This window comes from Bacteroidia bacterium, assembly GCA_020852255.1.
Lineage (GTDB): Bacteria > Bacteroidota > Bacteroidia > JADZBD01 > JADZBD01 > JADZBD01.
In genome coordinates, this window is record JADZBD010000002.1 from 1 (window position 1) to 20,301 (window position 20,301).

Below are 20,301 nucleotides of genomic sequence, written 5' to 3' on the forward strand. Positions count from 1 at the left end.
ATTCGATGATTATTGTGATCACTGACGACTTCACTTTCTATGCGCCCAATGCCTTTACACCCAATGGTGACGGCTTTAACGAGGCCTGGGTACCCGAGGGAATCGGAATAGACAGGGACAAGTTCCAGATGTGGATCTTTGACCGCTGGGGCAATCTGATCTGGCAGACCAACGTGTGGGGAAAGCCCTGGGACGGAACGGCCAACGGAGGTTCCGAGATTGTGCAGGAAGACGTATATGTGTGGAAGGTTCAACTCCACGATGTATTCGGCCGCAAGCACCAGTTTGTGGGGCATGTGAGCGTGATCAAGTAAATAGTGAATATCTTGTTGAAAACTCAAGGGGGCCAAAGCCCCCCTTTTTTTTTGCATCTCCGCTCATTCACCGAATAAAAATCCCACTTCATACTAAAGAAGAAGGGATTTGTCTAAAAAAGCAGGTAGTTCACCCTAAAGTATCGATTCTATGACACTTTAAGTGAACTTTAGGTGTCATAGTAGTATCCTATAAGCCCCATCATGACTCATAAGAGACCGTTCCTGACTGTTCTGATTGCATTTCTTGTTTTTGGACTTAGCCTTGCACAGAATACGACATCTAACAACACAAGCACACCGGATGAATTTCCCCCGCTGGGCACATGCAGTTTTACACCTGCACCCAATCAACATTATACACCTTCGCCGCAAAACGGAAATGGATCGCTGGGACAGATTTTTAATATGTCGAAATGCGGGTTGAATTACACGCAGGCAACGCAGCGATTGGGGAAAAGAGGATCACTGGCCGGTGTGAATCAACCGGCACCGTACACCATCACAGGAATTCCTGTGTGCAGAACCATTGAGCGGGCATATATTTGGGCCTCTATGTCAGGAACAGCGATGGCGTTCAACGTAACCATCGTTAATCCACTGGGGCAATCATTCACTTTTCCCGCTGTGAATGTGGGTACAGGTCCCGACAAATGCTGGGGATACGGAGGTACCTCATCCTATCGCGTTGATGTAACCACTGCCATCAGCGGAAATGGAGTTTACATGATCAGCGGCTTCCCAACAAATCCTCCCACCGCCCAGAAAGATACAGACGGCGCAACACTCTTCATCATCTTCTCTGATCCTACTGCAAACTATCAGGGGCATATGGTTATCCACGACGGCTGTTTAGTCGGTATTGGAGGAAATACGGCACAAACACTGACAGGAATAAATGCCTGTGCCAATTCGATCTATGCAAGAGCATTTTGCATGACGGGAGACTGGCAGCTGAACGGAATCACAGGAGTATGGAACGGCAGCGCAATTAACATCCCGTGGAACTGGTGGAACTACAATGAAGTGGCCACTACAGTAACTGCTGCGCAGGCCACCGCCGCATATTCTCACGCTGGTCTGAATGATTGTTATAACTGGGTAGTGATGGGATTATATTACCGAACAAACACATGCACTACCTGTCCGCTCCCCAATAGTCTGACATTAACTACGACTACGATTCCTGCTACCTGTGCGAACTGTAACGGTCAGGCAACTGTTACGGCCACCGGAGGCAGTGCACCCTACACCTATCTCTGGACCCCCACCAATCAGACAACACAAACCGCAACAGGACTCTGCGCAGGGACCTACACCGTACAGGTTACAGATGCCACCGGATGTCTGAGTGCAACCACTACTGTCACGATCACTACAACCGGCGGAGGACTCACACTTACTCCAACCATCACAAACGCACTTTGCAACGGACAATGCAACGGGAGCATCTCCATGTCGGTTACCGGCGGCAATGCACCTTACACTTATTTGTGGACCCCCGGTAATCAGACCGGACAAACAGCCACCGGACTATGTGCAGGAACCTACACTGTGCTGGTTACGGACGCAAGCGGTTGCACAACAACAGGAACTTATACAATCACGCAACCTACGGTGGTCACACTTTCGCAATCACAAACCAATCCTGTTTGCAACGGACAATGCACCGGAACGGCCACGGTGACGGCATCAGGAGGTACACCGGGTTATTCCTACACATGGTCACCTTCCGGTGGTAACGCGGCCACTGCAACAGGACTCTGTGCCGGAAATTACACCGTAACAGTAACGGACGCCAACGGATGTACACGAACGGCTACGTATACCATCACTCAGCCTCCGGCGCTTTCTGCGTCTACCTCAACAACAATCAGCACCTGCGGATTGCCCAATGGTTCTGCCACAGTAGTTGCGAGCGGCGGTACACCCGGGTACACCTACCTTTGGTCACCTTCCGGCGCAACCACAGCCACTGCCACGGGCTTGCTTGCCGGCTCTTATACCGTAACTATTACCGATGCGAACGGATGTACTGTTACTGCAGTGGCGGTGGTTACCGCAGCCGGTTCACCTACGATTATCATCACCGGATCTACCAATGTAAGCTGTTTCGGCGGCAGCAATGGCTCGGCCAGTACAAGCACCAGCGGCGGAACAGCTCCCTACACTTATTCCTGGTCGCCAAGCGGTGGAAACTCCGCTAACGCCACCGGACTCTCTGCCAATACCTACACAGTAACAGTAACGGATGCCAACGGATGCTCATCCACGGCTACCGTTACTATCACGCAGCCACCTCAACTGACAGTTTCGGCAACTATGACTCCTGTTCTTTGTAACGGCGGCAACACAGGAACTGCAACGGCAACGGCCAGCGGCGGAACGCCGGGATACAGCTACGCATGGTCGCCTTCGGGAGGCAATGCGGCCACAGCTACCGGTTTGAATTCAAACACCTATACTGTTACAGTTACTGACGCTAACGGATGTACAGCAACAGCCAGCATTACTATTACACAACCTACGGCTGTTACGGCTACACAAACTCAGGTGAATGTACTTTGTAACGGACAATGCACAGGCAGTGGAACTGTGACCGCGTCCGGTGGTACACCCGGCTATACCTATGCATGGGCACCCTCCGGTGGTAATGCGGCAACAGCTACAGGATTATGCGCTGGCACCTATACTTGCACCATCACCGATGCCAATGCCTGTACATTCAATGTTCTCTTCACGATTACGCAACCTACCGCCATGTCGGCCACCACTTCCTTTGTTCAGGCTACCTGCGGACAATCCAATGGCTCTGCCACTGTAACCGTTACAGGAGGAACACCCGCATACACTTATACATGGGCACCTTCAGGAGGCAATGCAGCTACGGCCACAGGTCTGTTTGCTAATACCTATACCGTCACCATTACCGATGCCAATGGATGTACTATGACAGCAACGGTGACAGTTCCCAACGCAGCCAGTCCAAATGTTTCAGTATCTACTTCCACCAATGTAAGTTGTTTTGGAGGCAATAATGGCTCAGCCACAGTGGTTGCAACCGGAGGTACTGCACCGTATACTTATGCATGGTCACCATCAGGAGGAAACGCAGCCACCGCCACAGGATTAAACGCCAACACTTATACCTGTGTAGTTACAGATGCGAATGGTTGTACCACAAGCACGGTAGTGACGATCACGGAACCTCCCCTTTTAACCATCACTGCAGCCAACACCGGTAACGTGTTGTGTAACGGAGGAAATACCGGCAGTGCCGCAAGTACACCCTCCGGCGGAACGGCTCCCTATACTTACACATGGACACCTTCGGGTGGTAATTCCCAGAATGCAACGGGTCTGACAGCCGGTACGTACACGGTAACAGTTACCGATGCCAACGGATGTACAGCAACCGCAACAATTGTGATCACAGAACCGCCCCTGCTGTCCGTTACATCTGCTGGTTTTGCTGCACTTTGTAATGGAGCGTGTAACGGACAGGTAGTATGTATTCCTGCAGGTGGAACGCAGCCATTTGCCATTCTGTGGACACCGGGCAACGCGACCACGGCGTCCGTCAATGGCCTTTGTGCAGGAACCTACACCGTTCTGATTACCGATGCCAACGGCTGCACAGTTACAGATACCGCTATTGTTAGTCAGCCTGCTCCCATTACAGCCACCACACTTGCAGACACATCGCATTGCAACCAGCCCGACGGCTCTGTGTGTGTGACACCTTCCGGCGGAACCGCACCCTATACTTACAATTGGAATACGGTTCCGGCACAAACCGGCTCCTGTGCCACTGGACTTACTCCCGGACAATACTGCGTAACAATTACCGATGCCAACGGATGTACACTAACTGTTTGTGACAACGTTCCTCTGGCACTCGGAGTGATCGGAAGTATTACCGCTTCTTCCAATGCCACATGTTTCGGAACCTGCGATGGTTCAGCTACAACAAATGCAAGCGGAGGTATCGGTCCATATACTTATCTGTGGTCACCTACAAACCAAACGACACCCACGGCAACGGGCCTCTGTGCAGGAATCCACATTTGCACAGTAACAGACGCATCTGGCTGTACGGATACGGCCGTGGTCACCATCACAGAACCTTCCCAGCTGCTTGTAAGCACCACCACTCCATCACCGATCTGTATCGGACAATGTGTTACACTAACAGCAACAATTACAGGCGGAACTCCTGCCTATACAACCACCTGGACACCTGCCGGACCCAACGTTTGTCCGACGGTAACTACAACTTATACGGTGAACGTAACCGATGCGAATGGCTGTACTACCACTGCACAAACGGTAACGGTAACCGTTAATCCTCCGCTCACAGTAAGCGCCCTGGTTAATCCTACTGCCATCTGTATCGGAGCTACTGCCACGCTGACCGCGACCGGAAACGGTGGCAGCGGATCCGGTTATCAGTATGTTTGGAATCCAGGCAACCTGCAGGGCTCAAGCGTGAACGTTTCACCGGCCAGTACCACCACGTATACAGTAACACTTACAGATAACTGCGGAACACCTTCTGCAACGGCTACTGTTACCCTGACCGTAAATCCCCTGCCGGTGCTGGCAGTTATTCCCCCGGATTCATCCTGTGCACCATTCTGTACAACTTTTACCGACCTTACGCCCAATGCCGCTTCCTGGAATTGGAGTTTCAGCGGAGGCACGCCCTCCTCGGCCACTACTTCACCAACGCCGCAGGTTTGCTGGACGTTTCCAGGCACTTACAGTGTAACGCTGACTGTAACAGATAATAACGGCTGCAGCAATTCAGGACAAGTGAGTACCGTTGTGGTTCATCCCAACCCTACCGCAGCATTCACTGCCAGCCCCGATAGTGTTTCGGTTCTGAATCCACAGGTCTGCTTCACCAATCAGTCCATCCTTGCTTCTACTTACTGGTGGGATTTTGGAGATCCGCAGGATCAGAACAATAATTCCACCTTAACAGATCCGTGTCACCTCTACGGCGACACCGGCATCTATTGTATCCAGCTCACAGCTACTTCCCAATATGGTTGTGCAGACTCCACCACGCATTGTATCTATGTGATGCCTGACTTTACGCTTTACGTACCCAACGCATTCACTCCGGATGAAAACGGCATCAACGAATTATTCATGCCACTGGGAGAAGGAATTGATCCCGACAAATTCGAGATGTGGATCTTCGACCGATGGGGAAATAATATCTGGTATACACAAATTTGGGGTAAAGGCTGGGACGGAAGAGCCAATGGCGGCAACGAAATCGCGCAGGAAGACGTTTACGTGTGGAAGATTGTGGTGTACGATTATCTGGGAAAGAAGCATGCCTACGTAGGACATGTTAGTCTGATCAGGTAAACTTAAATTGCAGAAAAAGAGAGCCTCCGGAAAGGGGGCTTTTTTTATCCAACAGGTTCTGCCTTCTGGCGATTGAAATTATCCTTAAGCTGGTCAACAAAGGGGGTGCCGATCTGCTTACTCTCCGCCCATGTGATAAGATCCATATCTTCCAGAATATACCTTGCTTTGAAGTCCTGCTCCCTTAGCTTCATCACCTCGACTTTGAATTTTTCGAACTCAGCAGCATCCGGTTTGTCCGGAGACTTTTTAAGAATCATATCGCCGAAAAATTTAAGGAAATACCGGAACAGCTTATTTTCATCTTCCTTTTTGGCACTTACTCTCAGGGCAGATTTAACCAGACTCTCGGCGAGATCAAAATTACCCAACTCATAATGAATCAGGATATTCAGGATAACAGCAGACAAATCAATATCCTGCCGGATCTCTGCACTGAATTCAGGCGCATTCACAATTTTATTGATCCACGAAAGAGATTCTTTATAGTTTGCGGTGATAAAATTAGCCGAACCCAGAGTGAAGATCAGGGATTTCTTGATTGGTGTACCCAGTAATTTAAAATGAGGCGATTCACTGATCTCCTGCGCCATCCGGATGGCATCATCAAACAGGCAGGATGTACTCAGCGCCGCTACAACCGCAATCTGAATGGTCAGCAATCGCTCCTGAACAGCCCTCGTATTCAGTTTGGTGGGAAGAATCTCCTCGAACGCCTTGGCTTTGTCCCATGTTTTGACCACTTCCGTAAAGTTCTTGAAGAATACACAGGTGAGTGCATAATTGTAGAGATGCGTCAGGTACTGTGAAGCCATTTCATTCAGCTCCGGCTGTTGCTCATAGAGCTCAATAAACTTTTTCTGAAAGCTGTACGCAACTTCCCAGTTCCGCAACATTGCGTTGAGAAGGAAACACATTTTATGGTAATCCAACTCGGTATGCTTGTCTCTGAAAGCCGGTGGTGTTGAGGTAATGATCTGAAGCAGTTCCTCCAGCCTGCGGTGGTGTTCCTGATTGGCCTGGTACTCTCCTGTACTCAGGTGGTAGGTTACCTCCATCTCATACGTCTGGAACCGTAGCTGATCTCTGTACTTGTCCAGCAATTCATCATAGATTGCGGGTCCGCTCCTGATCATTTCCTGCCATTTACCGACTTCTTCTTTCCTGCGATAAAGAAGTGACTCCATTGCCAATATCTCAAACAGGTGAGGATATAACTCATTTTCTGTTGCCAGTGATTTAGCCTCTGCCAGAATTCTTGTGGCAGGTCCCATCAGATTCTTGTCAGCCAGTATCCGTATCTGATGCAGCTTCTTTGCCAGTCTGTTTTTAACACTATCCTCCTCATGGTAGTACTCCAGCGAAGTCATCACCACCCGGAAGAGATCCCGCTTAGCATATTTGATGGTTTTCTCCAGATCACTGTCGCCAAGGTTTTTCAGGAGTTCCCGCTCATTATAAATATCCAGCTGATCCATCGCTTCGAACAGACGCACATGCTGACTATCTTCCTTACGCCGGGAGGCGTACATTTTGAAGAAACGCTTTTCATGACGATCCAAAGCCTTGATCAGCTGAAACAATTCGTCTGAAGGTTGCTTCATAGTATCTAAAGGTAACCAATTCCTGTGATGGGTCAAAAAAGCACTGATCCTGAACCTTGTTGCGTGATGGATGTAGAATCCTGAATTTAAGGCACTTGCAGTTTTCTTTGTTTGTCGCAATCCTCGTATCTTTACGCACCCTAATCACTTTCCATGATTCGACCGATCTTTCTTCTTCTGGCGCTGAGCATTGCGGCATCTCCGCTTAAGGCACAGGATTTTACGAGCTATTTCAACAGCAACTACTCCGGTATTTTCGGAGTTCATCTCAATCCGGCGTCCATTGCCGACTCACGGCACAGGTTCGATATGACACTGGTTGGCGCGAGCATCGGCTTTCAGAATAACTATATTGGCCTGAAGCGGGATGCACTGGACAACGGGGATCATGGTAAATTTTATTTTGGGGAAGGCAGTTACCCTGCTTTCAGTGAAGATGAATTTCAGGATAAATACCTGTTCGAACGGCAGGATAATCTTCGCAAATCTGTTTTCTTCTACAGCAATATCTATCTTCCCTCCTTCCAGATATCTTTCAAGGATCGCAGCGCTTTTGGTTTCAGCTGGAGAGAGCGTAATTACCTGAACATTGACGGTGTAGAACCCAACCTCGCCCACCAGATTTATCTTGCGCTTGAAGATTCCGTGCAATGGAACGAGGCTTATCACAACGAAAAATTCAGTGCCCAGTTTATGAGCTGGGCAGAATATAATTTCACTTATGCCAGAGTGCTCAAGGATGAAGATGCCAGTTTCATCAAGGCCGGAGCATCCCTCAAACTTTTACAGGGCTTGGGGGCGCTTTATATGTTTGTGAATGACCTCCATTACGAAGTAAATCACGAAGACACGATCACGCTGATCAACTCCCACATCCAGTACGGCCACTCCACTAATCTTGAATTCGACGCCAATAAACTCAAGTACAAATACATTTCCAATATCAACTTTGGCCTGGATCTCGGAGTGATTTACGAATACCGCCCCGAGCGTTCTAAATTCCGCTACGAAATGGACGGCGAAAAAGATCTGGATATGCGCTACGCCAATAAATACAAATTCAAGGCGGGTTTCTCGATCATGGACATCGGAGGAATGCGGTTCAACAAAGGTTCCAAGAGCAGGAATTTTACAGCCAACGTGACCGACTGGTATATTGACACGCTTGATTTTCACGGGCAGATTATTGAGGGCGTGGATACTACTACCATGAATTTTTCCCTGTTCACGTTCGACGACACTTTGTTCAACCGGTTCCCTCAGGAACCGGAGGATAAATCCTTTTTTATGAATACACCCACTGTAATCAATACAATGATTGATTACAACATCTGGAAGGATTTCTATGCATGTTTGAATATCTACTGGGCGCTTCAGATGAAAAAGAATCCCCATAAAGTACATGAGATTTCTACATTTTCTCTTACACCGCGCTGGGACTGGAAGTGGCTTGGAGTTTACCTGCCGCTCTCTTACAATGCGTACAGGAATTTTAATACCGGAATTGATCTCAGGCTCGGTCCGCTGTTCATCGGCACCAACAGCCTTGCCGGGCTGTTCGGAAAGCGTGACGTTTACGGAGCTGACTTCCACTTCCTGCTGCGCGTACCCATCCTGTACAGGAAACCCAAGGACAAGGATCTTGACAAAGTTTCCGACAAGAAGGATAAATGTAAAGACGTTCCGGGGGTTTGGGAATTTGCCGGATGCCCCGACCGCGACGGCGACCATATTGAAGATGTGGTGGATGTATGTCCGGACGATCCGGGTCTTAAGGAATTCAACGGCTGTCCGGACCGCGATGGGGATAAGATAATTGACAAGGAAGATGCCTGTCCGGATGACAAAGGACTCGCGGAATACAGAGGTTGTCCGGACCGTGATGGAGACCGTATCATTGACAAGGAGGATGATTGTCCGGATGAACCCGGCGTAGTAATGTTCCGCGGATGTCCGGATACGGATGGTGATTCTATAATGGACAAGCATGATAAATGTCCCACCAAAGCCGGACCACTGGAAAACCAGGGATGTCCGATTGACCGCCTCTTCCTGGTGGATCAGAATGGACGCGAGCTGGGTGTTTCAACCAAGAATGGAGAAGGAAATTTCCTGTTCCCTCAATTGCCCCCGGACGAAATTGCGATGTTCAAACTGGAAACGTATAATGAGCCACCGGAAATTTTGGAAGTCCGCGCGGGCACAGGAACCATAGTACGTGTTGCGAAGAAAGGAAAAGACGGCTACTTCCGATTTGAGGTGTTGAAACCTGACCCCACCAAACTCAACAAGCTCAATGAAAAAGACAAGGTAGTGGTGTTGACCAAGGAAGAAGAGGAGGTACTTAAAAAAGCGTTCGACAACCTTGAATTTGAATCCGGAAAAGATATCATCAAGCCGGAATCGTACGCCTCTCTTAACGAGCTGGCAGGTCTGATGAAAAAGAAAGGTACCTGGAAGCTGAAGGTAAGCGGACACACGGACAACGTGGGAGCACCGGCGAAGAACCTGGAACTTTCCAAGAAACGGGCCAATGCCGTGAAAAAGTATCTTGCAGCACAGGGTATTCAGGAGGAAAGGTTCATTGTGAAGTGGTACGGACAAACCCAACCTGTGGCCAGCAATAAGACTCCTGAAGGACGGCAGAAGAACCGTCGTGTAGAAATGTTAATCATCGAGTGATCCGTGAAAAAAACTGTACTGGTAGCAATCATCACCTTCGCATTCCTCCTTACGGGGTGCGAAGGTTCTTCCACTCAGCCGTCCGGAGATTCAGCTGCGGATACTCTTACACCGCAAAACGCTGACAAGGGCGATGATTTTGGGCTTCGTTTCAATGAGATCCTTCATGCCCTGAAGAGTAAAAACAAAGCGGAACTGAGCAAATACATATCGCCGGAATTCGGTTTGATGGTGATACGCGCCGATGGTGCACTCCCGGCCATCCTCATCGCAAAGAACGATCAGAAGGCCTATGATGCTTCGATGGAAGATCTCTTTACCTCGGTACCTGATCGTGTAACACTTCGGGAAGAGCCTCTTCCAAAGGTTGACTGCGAACTACCCGACTTTTACAGCAAAACCGGCCATTTCAGAAGGGACACGAACCTGCTTGCAGGCAGCGACATCTGGAAATTCGGAGGGCTGAGTGCTGAAGATCAGCATTTCACTGAGAAGGCTATTCAATCTACCACGCGTACGGTGCTGCTCGCACCCGGTGTAACGTTCTTCTTTGGTCTGTCAGGAGAAAACTGGTACCTGGTTCTCGTGGATATGCGCAAGCCCTGCAAGGCTTAGCCAATCTTCTTCATTTCTTTCAAGAAAGACTCCAGCATATCATCTGTAAAATCGAGATGGGTTACTAACCGGACGGCATTCTTCCCGAACGCCACAGCAAGAATTCCTGCTCCATTCATTTTCCGGATCATATCATTTGCGGTACAGCTCTTATGTAAAGTAAAAATGACAATATTCGTTTCAACCGGAAGGACGCTCTCAACCAGCGGATGTTCTTTCATAATCGTTCCGATCTCATTCGCTCTGCGATGATCCTCCTTCAAGCGGGCCACATGATTTTCCAGCGCCCAGGCACCCGCGGCCGCAATATACCCGGCTTGCCGCATCCCTCCGCCGAACACTTTTCGTACTCTCCGGGCCTTATTGATAAATGCTTTGGAACCCACCAGCAGGGAGCCTGCGGGGGCTCCGAGTCCCTTGGACAGGCAGACCGATATAGAGTCAAACTTTTCCCCGATCATCTCGGTGGAATCACCTGTTTCAACAATTGCGTTGAATATTCTCGCGCCATCCAGATGCAGCTTTAAATGATTCTTTCTGCAGGTTTCAGCTATTTCGTGCATTGTTCTGAATGGGTAAATACTTCCTCCGCCTTTATTGCATGTATTTTCTACTGATACCAGACTGGTACGGGCGAGCCAGTCGAACACAGGATTGATACTTTCCTCCACCTGGGCTGCCGTGATTCTGCCCCGGTCGCCGTGTATCAGTTTTGCCTGAGCACCTGAATTCAGAGCCAATCCCCCGCTCTCATAATTGTAGATGTGAGAAGAGATATCGCAGATTACCTCGTCTCCAGGCTGTGTGTGTACCTTCATGGCAATCTGGTTGGTCATTGTGCCACTGGGACAGAACAAGGCTGCTTCATGCGAAAACATACGCGCCACTTTTTCCTCCAAGGCATTCACAGTGGGATCTTCCCCGAAAACATCATCCCCTACTTTCGCCGACATCATCGCTTCCAGCATCCCCTTCACAGGTCGGGTCACTGTATCACTTCTTAAATCTATCATTCGCTCTGTTTTTGGCATATCATTAATCCGTCCCGCACGGCAAGTAAAACCTGCTCTACCCTTGGATCCCCGCTCACTTTTTCCGCATACTCCTTCAGTGCTTTTGTTTCCAGATCGGACGCTTTCAGCGGTTCAACCACTTTCCCGCTCCACAGCACATTATCAGCGATGATCCAGCCACCGGTATTCAGCATGGGAAATACACTATCGTAATAACGGGAATAATTCTCCTTATCCGCATCAATAAAAACTAAATCGAACTTTTTCTCTCCAAGGGTAGGAATGATCTCCAGGGCAGGGCCGAAATGAACGCGGATCTGTTCAGCCCGGGCGCACTGACCTAAATAACGATCCAATATGGGCTTCAGTTCATCGTTGATATCTATCGTGTGCAGTATGCCGTTTGACTTCAGACCCTCTGAAAGGCATAGAGCGGAGTAGCCAGTATAGGTTCCTATTTCAAGAATACGTTCAGGTTGAATCATCCGGGAGATCATGGAGAGTAGTCTTCCCTGCATATGACCGGAAAGCATCCGGGGCTTCATCATCCGGGCATGCGTTTCGCGGTTGAGCGCTGCAAGTAGAGCTGTTTCAGGACGGGTATGCGCGGCAGCGTAGGCTTCAATTTCCTGAGGGAGAAATTCCATAAACAGGCGGGGTTGAGAGGCATAAAAGTACGCCATCCTCCTAAAAATCACAATATTGGAGGGTGGTTTTCAACCCGGCCCTGTTTAAAACTGCTGTTCACAACCTGTTCACAACCAAGGTAATTGCCTGAATTTAGCCACGAGGCATGAAAGCGACTTTGCGGTTGGCCTTAGTGGCAAGTTTTGTTCTCAATTTGGGAATGGGCTTCCTGTCCGCCCAAAAGAAGGATGATAAGCTCTCGAAAGAGCAGCTGGAATTGCTATCGAAGGCCGAGTATTTCTTCGAGGAGAAGAACTACCTCAGGGCCTTGCCGTTATTCAACAAGCTGAGGGCCGAAAAACCTGCTTATGCCTATTTTCACTACCGTGCAGGGATATGTTACCTGTATAAGAGCGATGAGAAGGAAGGCGCCATTCCGGCACTTCTAACTGCCGACAGCCTGGATAACTCACTGGAAGACATCAAATATTATCTCGGCCGGGCCTACCATTTGAATTACAAATTTGACGATGCCATTTCCCTTCTTAATGATTTCCTGAAAAAGAACCCAAAGAGCAAGCTTGCGCCAACGGCTTCGCGCTACGTTGAACATAGCAATAACGGAAAGATACTGGTGAACGAGGACCTGGAGGTAGAGGTTGAAATCAGCAACATTGGTTCCATCATCAATACAGGCGCCGGAGAGTACGTTCCCGTGATCTCCGCAGATCAATCCGTGATGATTTTTACCTACCGCGGCGAAAAAAGCACCGGAGGTCTTCAGGATTTGAAATTCCGTCCGGATCCGGAAGGTGAATACTACGAGGATGTATTCATCAGTCAGGTTGTAAAAGAAAAATGGACCACACCGGCTCCGATCGGTCCCAGCATCAACACAACTATGCACGATGCCGCCATTGCATTATCGCCGGACGGTCAAAAACTTTTCATTTTCAAGAGCACAGCAAAAGACAGGGGTGACATTTTCATGAGTTCGCTCAATGGTTCCGTATGGGGTGCGCCGGTGAGGCTGGGAAGCACCATCAACACGAAATATTGGGAAGGAAGCGTTTCCATTTCTGCCGACGGAAACCTGCTTTACTTTGCCAGCGAGCGGCCGGGTGGATTCGGCGGACGGGATCTGTATCGTTCGAAAAAAATGGCAGATGGCAACTGGGGGCCGGCTGAAAACCTCGGTCCGGGCATTAATACTCCGTACAATGATGATGCGCCGTTTATTCACCCGGACGGGATCACACTTTTTTTCAGCTCCCAGGGGCATAATAGTATCGGCGGATACGATGTAATGTATTCTGTGCTGAAGGATAACAGCTGGACTACTCCCACCAACCTGGGTTACCCGATCAATACTACCGAGGACGACATCTACTATGTTCTCTCCGCCGATGGCGAAACGGGATATTATGCTTCGAACCGCAAGGGAGGCTTCGGGCAACAGGATATCTATACCATTCAACCCGGTTTCCTGGGTGAGAAGCCGGTGCTCGCCCTTGTTTTTGGTGTGGTTTCCAGCATAGATAATAAGCCTGTGAATGCCACTATTTCTGTCAGCAATAACCAAACAGGCGAAAATGTGGGCACCTATGAATCCAACTCCTCCACGGGAAAATATCTCGTGGCGCTCACACCGGGCAGCGAGTATAAGGTTGCCTTTGAATTTGAAGGTATGCAGCCGCATATAGAGTATGTAGATGTAAAGAAACTGGACACTTATATTCAGGTGGAACACGACATTAAAATGAAACCCGTTGGTGATCTCTCGGTTCAGGATTCCACCAATACCCTCCAGAAGAAAATGGAGAACCAGATTGATAAATATTATCTGGAGGCAAAATCTGAATTCTGCTATGAAAAGGTATTCAACCGCCTGCTTGAAAAATACGGCACCCTGGTTTCACCGGATGTTGGCTATCACGTGGAAATGGGAACATTTGAAAACTCGAGCGATTTTCGCTCGGAGAAGATCCGCGACCTGGGAACAATCAAGAGTGAAAAGGATCCCTTTAACAATACAACATTTTTCTTCGGACCCGTTTCCACCCTTATTGATGCAAACGCTCTTGTTAAGGAGATAAGAAAACGTGACACCACCTACAAGGCCCTCCAGATCACGGTGCGGCACAAGGCAGACCGAAGGGTACTCTACGATTTCTTCAACGACGAATACAAGAAAGGGGGGTGTGCGCCACCTATTCCCATCCCTGTGATCGCACAAGGACTTATACAGGGCCTGGATGATAAAAATTATCAGAACCTGGTAAAGGACAACGGTGACAAGCAGATTGAGGGGCTGCATTTTAAGGTGGAGATTGCATCCGTTACAGATACGAACGATTTTAAACTGCAGCATTGGGAAAAGTACGGTAAGATCGAGAAAAAGTTATTTCCCGATGGTAAGTACCGTTATTCATTTGGCCCTTTCAAAACGCTGCAGGATGCTGAAGAATTCAAAAAAGTTCTTATCAGCAAAGAACCCGATTCGGAAAAATCCATCATCACCGTATTCGTATTCGGAGAACGGAAAACGCTGGATGAATGGCAGGATCTACCCTGTAAGTCGGATTTTATTGACTTCGCCTGGTTCGTAGGAAAGGACCTCAACGATGTAACCGTTTATAAGAAGCTGATAGAAACCGGAGGGAATTTCTGCACCGACGGGCTTGTGTTCAAAGTTCAGATCGGTGCATACCGTTTCCCTCAGAATTTCAAATACCCAACGGTAGAGGAATTCGGTCCGGCTGAGATCATCGCTTATCCGGACGGAATAACACGCTTCACCATGAAGCAGTTCACCAACCTGAAAGATGCTGAAAAATTCAGGCAGATCGTGATAAAGCGGGGTATCACCGACGCATGGATCACTGCCGTATATAAAGGTGAACGCGTGCTTCTGACCGATCTTATCAAGGTCAACTTCTACGGAAAAGCCGTCAACTGATCAACGAACCGGTATCCCGATGGGTATTCCTGTGCAACCTGTTGGAAAGTTCATATTCATCCAAATGCTTATCGTTGGGGCGATATCCGTAATATGACAGAGCACACTGCTCTCTCCCTTTGGAATCTTCCATCCATACCATATCAGCGGCACACGCGTGTCATAACTCCAGGGTGAACCGTGCGTTGTTCCGGTGGTTTCATATTCTATCCAGCCGGGACTGAGATTATACAGCACATTCCCACTCCGGCGAGGATGATATCCTGCCTGCATTGTTGCATACGGACGCTGCACGAATGAAGTAGAACGGAGCTGATGACCTGTGACGCTTTCCGTAACCCCCTTAAACCGTAGAATCCATTCTGCAAATTGTTCCTCTACCTGCACGAGCGACAGTCCTTTTGCCAGAATCTTCTTCTCATCAAGAAAAATCTGGAAATTTGAATGATTCCGCATCAATGTGTCTCCGTACTTTTTAAAACTCCACTTTTTCAGCGAATCCGTGGCGCCCTTCTCATCGTAATATCCTCCAGGCATTTTCCTGGTCATAACGTACGACGGCACCTCGGCTGCTGCATGATCAGCGGTGAGAAATACCAGCACTTGTCCCTTCCCCAGCCATGTATCCAGAAAACTCAGAAGATCGGCCAGATCTTTGTCAAGCCGGAGGTAGGTATCTTCCAACTCTACCGACTGTGGGCCGAACTGATGCCCAATATAATCCGGGGAAGAAAAACTGATGGCGACAATATCGGTCACTTTCCCCTTCCCCAGTTGTTCATTACGAATCAGTTCAATGGCAAAATCCTTCAGAAGAGTGTTTCCAAAAGGAGTGGCTTTGATCAGGCCCTTGCCTGATTTTTGTGATATCTCCTTTAGCTTGTGTGGGAAAACAGGTGCCGTTTCTCCTGCGTATAATCCTTCATGCGGATTATTATCCGGAGCGCTTTCCGTGTACTTAGCGATCGGAAGCAGCGTGTTCCAGTCAGATGATAAATAAAGTCCGACTTTATCCTTCTTGTTCTCCTCCTGCACCCACTTCGGAAGCTCCTTCATGTAATGAGAACTGCTGATCCAGTGACCGCTTTTAGATTCAAGCCAGAAGGCTCCGTTCGCGCTGTGACCTGCCGGAAGGATGGCAGCCCTGTCCTTCAGTGAAACGCCATACACCCGTGCGCCGAAATTGGTAAACAGCTTCCACTCATCACAAAAAGTTGTAGAGAGCATATTCACAGGACTCATCATACCCTCCCGCTCCACTGTGCCTGTTCCGGTGGTTTGCGGATCTTCCGAGCAGTACATCATTTTACTCTTCTCAGCGGAATACCATGAATTCGAAATGATTCCGTGTACGGAAGGAGTAGTCCCTGTATAAATAGACGCATGCCCAGGTCCGGTGTAGGTAGGCATGTAGTTAAACTGTGTATTCCTGCAAATGAAACCTTCCCCAATGAGGCGCTTGAACCCTCCGGAACCGTATTTTTCCCAGTACTTGTATAAATAATCATACCGCATCTGATCCACCACTATACCAACAATCAGCTTCGGTCTGTTCGGTCCGGAGGAGGAAGGCGCAGGAGGTTGTGCCGAATGTGACAAGACTGAAGAAAGCAAAATAATCAGGAGGAACGTTCTCATGGATTAGTTGTTCTTGTAAGTTGATACAGTAAAAGAAAACAGGCAAGGGTGCTGATCAGGATATTTGCCCCTGCCATCAGCCAATGACCACCCCTTGCCAATTCAACATTCTCCAGGGAGAAAGAAGAAAATGTGCTGAAGCCGCCACAGATTCCCGCCAGCACAAATGCTTTCAGTGAATCACTCGCGGGTGGTGCGGCATAGCGGATGGTTAACCCCATAATCAGGCAACTCAGCACATTTGAGAGCAGCGTGCCTGCTGGAAAAGTAGTCAGGAAAAACTGCTTAGAGGCCAATGTAATACCATATCTTAAAAGACTACCAATACCGCCCCCGGCAAAAACCAGTAACCAATTCATGTTTTAAAGATTTTGAGTTCAAGTTTTTTTGTCAGACGATAACACAACACTCCCATCAGGATGCCAATTAAAGCGCCTCCCAGGATATCGGCCGGATAATGAACACCGTTGTATATCCGGGAATAGGAAACCAGTGCGGCCCACAACAGGATCAATACCCATGCAAACGCAGACTTGAACCTCAGAAGCAACAGCAGAAAGGCGGCCATTCCGAAGGTATTGGATGCGTGTGATGAAACGAATCCGAACTTTCCGCCGCATTCTCCATTAAGATGAATCACTTCCTTCAATTCGTAATTATGACAAGGACGGTACCGCTGAACGAGCTTATTTTTAAAGAGATTGGCGCTTTGATCAGTACACACTACGAGTCCTGCGGCAAGCAACAGAATGAGTCCCGTTCTTCTTCTGAATTGTATATAGACGATAATAAAGAGAACAACATAAAAAGGCATCCACACCCATTTATTGCTGGCCCAGAACATGACCACATCCCAGAACGAATTGTGCGCTCCATTGAGTGCAAGAAAGATTGAGCGGTCTAAATTTTCCAGCGCTTCTATCATTTATTCATGATTTTCCAGACCTGATCTTTTAACTCAGTCAGTCCTTTCCCGCTGTGTGAGGAGAAAAACACCACCGGTACGCCTTTGTCCTTAAATCGCTTTTTCAGATCCTTGGTCACCATGTCCATGAGTTCTTCATCCAGCAGGTCGGATTTTGAAATGCCGAGTATCCTGTCCTTGTCCAGCAATTCCGGATTGAATTCCCTGAGCTCATTGCGCAGGATCTTATATTCTTTATAAATGTCTGCTGAATCCGCCGGAACCAGAAAAAGAAGTATTGAATTACGCTCAATATGGCGGAGGAAGCGAAGTCCCAAGCCTTTTCCCTCATGAGCGCCTTCAATGATTCCCGGGATATCAGCCATAATAAATGATTTATAATCGCGGTATTTCACAATGCCCAGGTTCGGAACCAGTGTAGTGAAGGGATAATTCGCGATCTCAGGCTTGGCAGCAGAGACCTTTGAAAGCAGCGTGGATTTTCCGGCATTGGGAAATCCTACGAGTCCCACATCGGCCAGTACTTTAAGCTCGAGTATCTTCCATATTTCCTGACCGGACTCTCCGGGTTGAGAATAATGCGGGGCCTGGCGGGTGGAGGTCTTAAAGAATGCATTTCCCTTACCGCCTCTGCCGCCCGGTAGTAATATGCGCTCTTCTCCGTCCTCGGTAATTTCGAATTCCACCTCTCCGGATTCGAAATCACGGGCAACAGTACCCAGGGGAACTTCCAGTATCTCATCTTTCCCGTAGGCCCCTGTCATCAGCTGAGCTCCTCCCTTCTCTCCATCCTCCGCCATCACGTGCTTTCTGTATTTCAGATGCAGCAGGGTCCAAAGCTGCCTGTTCCCACGAACAATTACATGTCCTCCTCTTCCACCATCGCCCCCGTCGGGGCCTCCTTTGGCGGTTTTTTTACTTCGGTGAAAGTGCAGCGATCCGGCTCCGCCGTTTCCGGAACGACAGCAGATCTTCACATAATCAACGAAGTTAGAATCGGCCATTACCTTTTCTTCCGGCGGACAGTTTTACCAGTCCGGACTGCCTTCCTCCTGACAGCCTTTTTCTTTGCCGCCTTGCGCTTTGCTGCAGGTGCGGCCTTACGCACTTTCCTGACCGGTTTGATTTTTTTTGCTTTCTTTCCCGATTTCTTTCCCGCAACCTTCTTCTTTACAGAGCGCACTTTCGGTTTTTGTGGTGATGATTTCCTCGGCGATTTGTTCTTCGGTGGTTGCCTGAAAGCCTGCCGGATAGCATCTTTCACTTCCCTTTCCGCTATCACATGTTCAACCGCATTAACCAGTGCTTCAAAAATATCTTCTATGCTTCCAATCCCATTTACCGAATGCAATTTTCCCTGAGCTTTGTAGAACTGCTTAAGAGGCAATGTTTTATTGTTATACTCATTCACCCGGTTGCGTACTGTTTCAGGATCCTGATCATCGGCACGGCCAGACGACTTTCCTCTTGAAAGGATGCGTCGTGTCAGCTCCTCTTCATTTACTTCCAATGCCAGTGTCACCGAAACAGGTGTGCCCTTGGTGTGAAGCAAAGCATCCAGCGCTTCCGCCTGCGCCGTTGTTCTGGGAAATCCGTCGAAGATAAAACCGGAAGCATCCGGATGTTTGGCCAGTTCGCTTTCCAGCATTCGGATCGTTACTTCGTCCGGAACCAACTGGCCCTGGTCCATAAAGCTCTTTGCCAAAAGTCCGAGTTCAGTACCGTACCGGATATTCGCCCGGAATATGTCACCGGTGGACAAGTGAATAAGTCTGAATTTCTCTACAAGTTTAACGGCCTGTGTACCCTTTCCCGCTCCGGGCGGACCAAATAATACAATGTTCAGCATCGCTTTTATTTTGCATTTTCGTTTAGAACGTAAATATCCTGAAGGTTTCGTCCCAGCTGATTGTAATCCAGTCCGTAACCTACAATAAATTCATTACCCACTTCCATTCCGGTATAATGAATCTTGTAATCTTCCTTATATGCCTGCGGTTTGAAGAACAGGGTGGCTATAAATGTTTCCTTCGCTCCCTTTTCCTCCACAAGTTTTAGCAAATGACAAATGGTTTTCCCCGAGTCAACGATATCTTCCAGCAATACAACACTCTTCCCGCTCAGGTCACCGTCAAGCCCCAGTACCGTTTTCACCTTCCCGCTGCTTGCCGTGCCCTCATACGATTTAACCCGGATAAACTGGACTGAACAAGGAATGCGGATGCGCTTCATCAGATCCGCAGTAAATAAAAAAGCACCGTTGAGCACGCAAACAAAAACCAGATCCTTTCCGTCGAGATCCTTGTTCATTTTTTCCGCCATTCCGTCAATTACCTCCTGAATGTGCGCTGAGGCAATGTAAGGGCTGAAAAGCTTGTCGTGCAATCGAATAACAGGGCTTCCGTATGAATGAGACATAGGGTTACGAATTTACGCAAAAAGGGGGGATGCGTATCCTTTATAAACACCTATTATTCAAGTAATTAGGATAACTCCATGTTGAGAAGTTGTGGATTCTGCTCCTTGAAAAACCCCTACTTTT

At 48.5% G+C, this 20,301-nt stretch carries 12 protein-coding genes and 1 pseudogene; 5 read left to right on the forward strand and 8 right to left on the reverse strand.

The window, feature by feature from the left end; genetic code table 11:
* Both IT233_00790 and IT233_00795 read left to right on the forward strand, forming a co-directional pair.
* A partial coding sequence (locus tag IT233_00790; GenBank protein ID MCC7301155.1) for a gliding motility-associated C-terminal domain-containing protein occupies positions 1-314 on the forward strand: 314 nt, incomplete at its 5' end.
* A gap of 204 nt (positions 315-518) precedes the next feature.
* Positions 519-5,696, forward strand: coding sequence for a gliding motility-associated C-terminal domain-containing protein (locus IT233_00795; protein ID MCC7301156.1), 5,178 nt, complete (start codon positions 519-521; stop codon positions 5,694-5,696).
* Between the two features lie 44 nt (positions 5,697-5,740).
* Here IT233_00795 and IT233_00800 read toward each other — a convergent pair whose 3' ends face one another.
* On the reverse strand, positions 5,741-7,300 hold the full coding sequence (locus tag IT233_00800; protein ID MCC7301157.1) for a hypothetical protein: 1,560 nt from the start codon (positions 7,298-7,300) through the stop codon (positions 5,741-5,743).
* 153 nt (positions 7,301-7,453) lie between these two features.
* Here IT233_00800 and IT233_00805 point away from each other — a divergent pair, with 153 nt between their 5' ends.
* Both IT233_00805 and IT233_00810 read left to right on the forward strand, forming a co-directional pair.
* Positions 7,454-9,982, forward strand: coding sequence for an OmpA family protein (locus IT233_00805; GenBank protein ID MCC7301158.1), 2,529 nt, complete (start codon positions 7,454-7,456; stop codon positions 9,980-9,982).
* Between the two features lie 3 nt (positions 9,983-9,985).
* A complete protein-coding gene (locus IT233_00810; GenBank protein ID MCC7301159.1) occupies positions 9,986-10,597 on the forward strand; it encodes a hypothetical protein in 612 nt (203 codons plus the stop codon).
* On the opposite strand, the gene IT233_00815 is transcribed toward IT233_00810, so the two are convergent.
* Both IT233_00815 and IT233_00820 read right to left on the reverse strand, forming a co-directional pair.
* Complete coding sequence (locus IT233_00815; GenBank protein ID MCC7301160.1) at positions 10,594-11,610, reverse strand: aminotransferase class I/II-fold pyridoxal phosphate-dependent enzyme; 1,017 nt, start codon at positions 11,608-11,610, stop codon at positions 10,594-10,596. The two genes, IT233_00810 and IT233_00815, sit on opposite strands and share 4 nt — an antisense overlap.
* The gene (locus tag IT233_00820; GenBank protein ID MCC7301161.1) at positions 11,607-12,257 is read right to left on the reverse strand and encodes an O-methyltransferase; all 651 of its coding nucleotides are present in this window, start codon (positions 12,255-12,257) and stop codon (positions 11,607-11,609) included. Before IT233_00820 ends, IT233_00815 begins: the two co-directional genes overlap by 4 nt.
* 146 nt (positions 12,258-12,403) lie before the next feature.
* On the opposite strand from IT233_00820, the gene IT233_00825 reads away from it, so the two are divergent.
* Positions 12,404-15,196 (forward strand): PD40 domain-containing protein, encoded by a 2,793-nt coding sequence (locus IT233_00825; GenBank protein ID MCC7301162.1) that lies wholly within the window; start codon positions 12,404-12,406, stop codon positions 15,194-15,196.
* On the opposite strand, the gene IT233_00830 is transcribed toward IT233_00825, so the two are convergent.
* The 5 genes and pseudogenes from IT233_00830 to IT233_00850 form a co-directional block, all read right to left on the reverse strand.
* Entirely contained in the window at positions 15,197-16,834 is a 1,638-nt protein-coding gene (locus IT233_00830) for an alkaline phosphatase family protein (GenBank protein MCC7301163.1), read from the reverse strand.
* Positions 16,831-17,193: a CrcB family protein gene (locus tag IT233_00835; protein ID MCC7301164.1), complete on the reverse strand. Its 363-nt coding sequence runs from the start codon at positions 17,191-17,193 to the stop codon at positions 16,831-16,833. Before IT233_00835 ends, IT233_00830 begins: the two co-directional genes overlap by 4 nt.
* Complete coding sequence (locus tag IT233_00840) at positions 17,190-17,759, reverse strand: phosphatase PAP2 family protein (protein ID MCC7301165.1); 570 nt, start codon at positions 17,757-17,759, stop codon at positions 17,190-17,192. The genes IT233_00835 and IT233_00840 overlap by 4 nt, the downstream gene beginning before the upstream one ends.
* Positions 17,756-18,763 (reverse strand): GTPase ObgE, encoded by a 1,008-nt coding sequence (obgE, locus tag IT233_00845; GenBank protein MCC7301166.1) that lies wholly within the window; start codon positions 18,761-18,763, stop codon positions 17,756-17,758. The genes IT233_00840 and obgE overlap by 4 nt, the downstream gene beginning before the upstream one ends.
* Positions 18,763-20,177 (reverse strand): annotated as a pseudogene (locus IT233_00850) (adenylate kinase). Before IT233_00850 ends, obgE begins: the two are co-directional and overlap by 1 nt.
* Positions 20,178-20,301 lie beyond the last annotated feature (124 nt).

Bases quoted from the DNA above. Each gene is read 5' to 3' on its own strand.
- IT233_00795 (MCC7301156.1), top strand. From the start codon at position 519: ATGACTCATAAGAGACCGTTCCTGACTGTTCTGATTGCATTTCTTGTT.
- IT233_00800 (MCC7301157.1), bottom strand. From the start codon at position 7,300: ATGAAGCAACCTTCAGACGAATTGTTTCAGCTGATCAAGGCTTTGGAT.
- IT233_00805 (MCC7301158.1), top strand. From the start codon at position 7,454: ATGATTCGACCGATCTTTCTTCTTCTGGCGCTGAGCATTGCGGCATCT.
- IT233_00815 (MCC7301160.1), bottom strand. From the start codon at position 11,610: ATGATAGATTTAAGAAGTGATACAGTGACCCGACCTGTGAAGGGGATG.
- IT233_00820 (MCC7301161.1), bottom strand. From the start codon at position 12,257: ATGGAATTTCTCCCTCAGGAAATTGAAGCCTACGCTGCCGCGCATACC.
- IT233_00825 (MCC7301162.1), top strand. From the start codon at position 12,404: ATGAAAGCGACTTTGCGGTTGGCCTTAGTGGCAAGTTTTGTTCTCAAT.
- IT233_00830 (MCC7301163.1), bottom strand. From the start codon at position 16,834: ATGAGAACGTTCCTCCTGATTATTTTGCTTTCTTCAGTCTTGTCACAT.
- IT233_00835 (MCC7301164.1), bottom strand. From the start codon at position 17,193: ATGAATTGGTTACTGGTTTTTGCCGGGGGCGGTATTGGTAGTCTTTTA.
- IT233_00840 (MCC7301165.1), bottom strand. From the start codon at position 17,759: ATGATAGAAGCGCTGGAAAATTTAGACCGCTCAATCTTTCTTGCACTC.
- obgE (MCC7301166.1), bottom strand. From the start codon at position 18,763: ATGGCCGATTCTAACTTCGTTGATTATGTGAAGATCTGCTGTCGTTCC.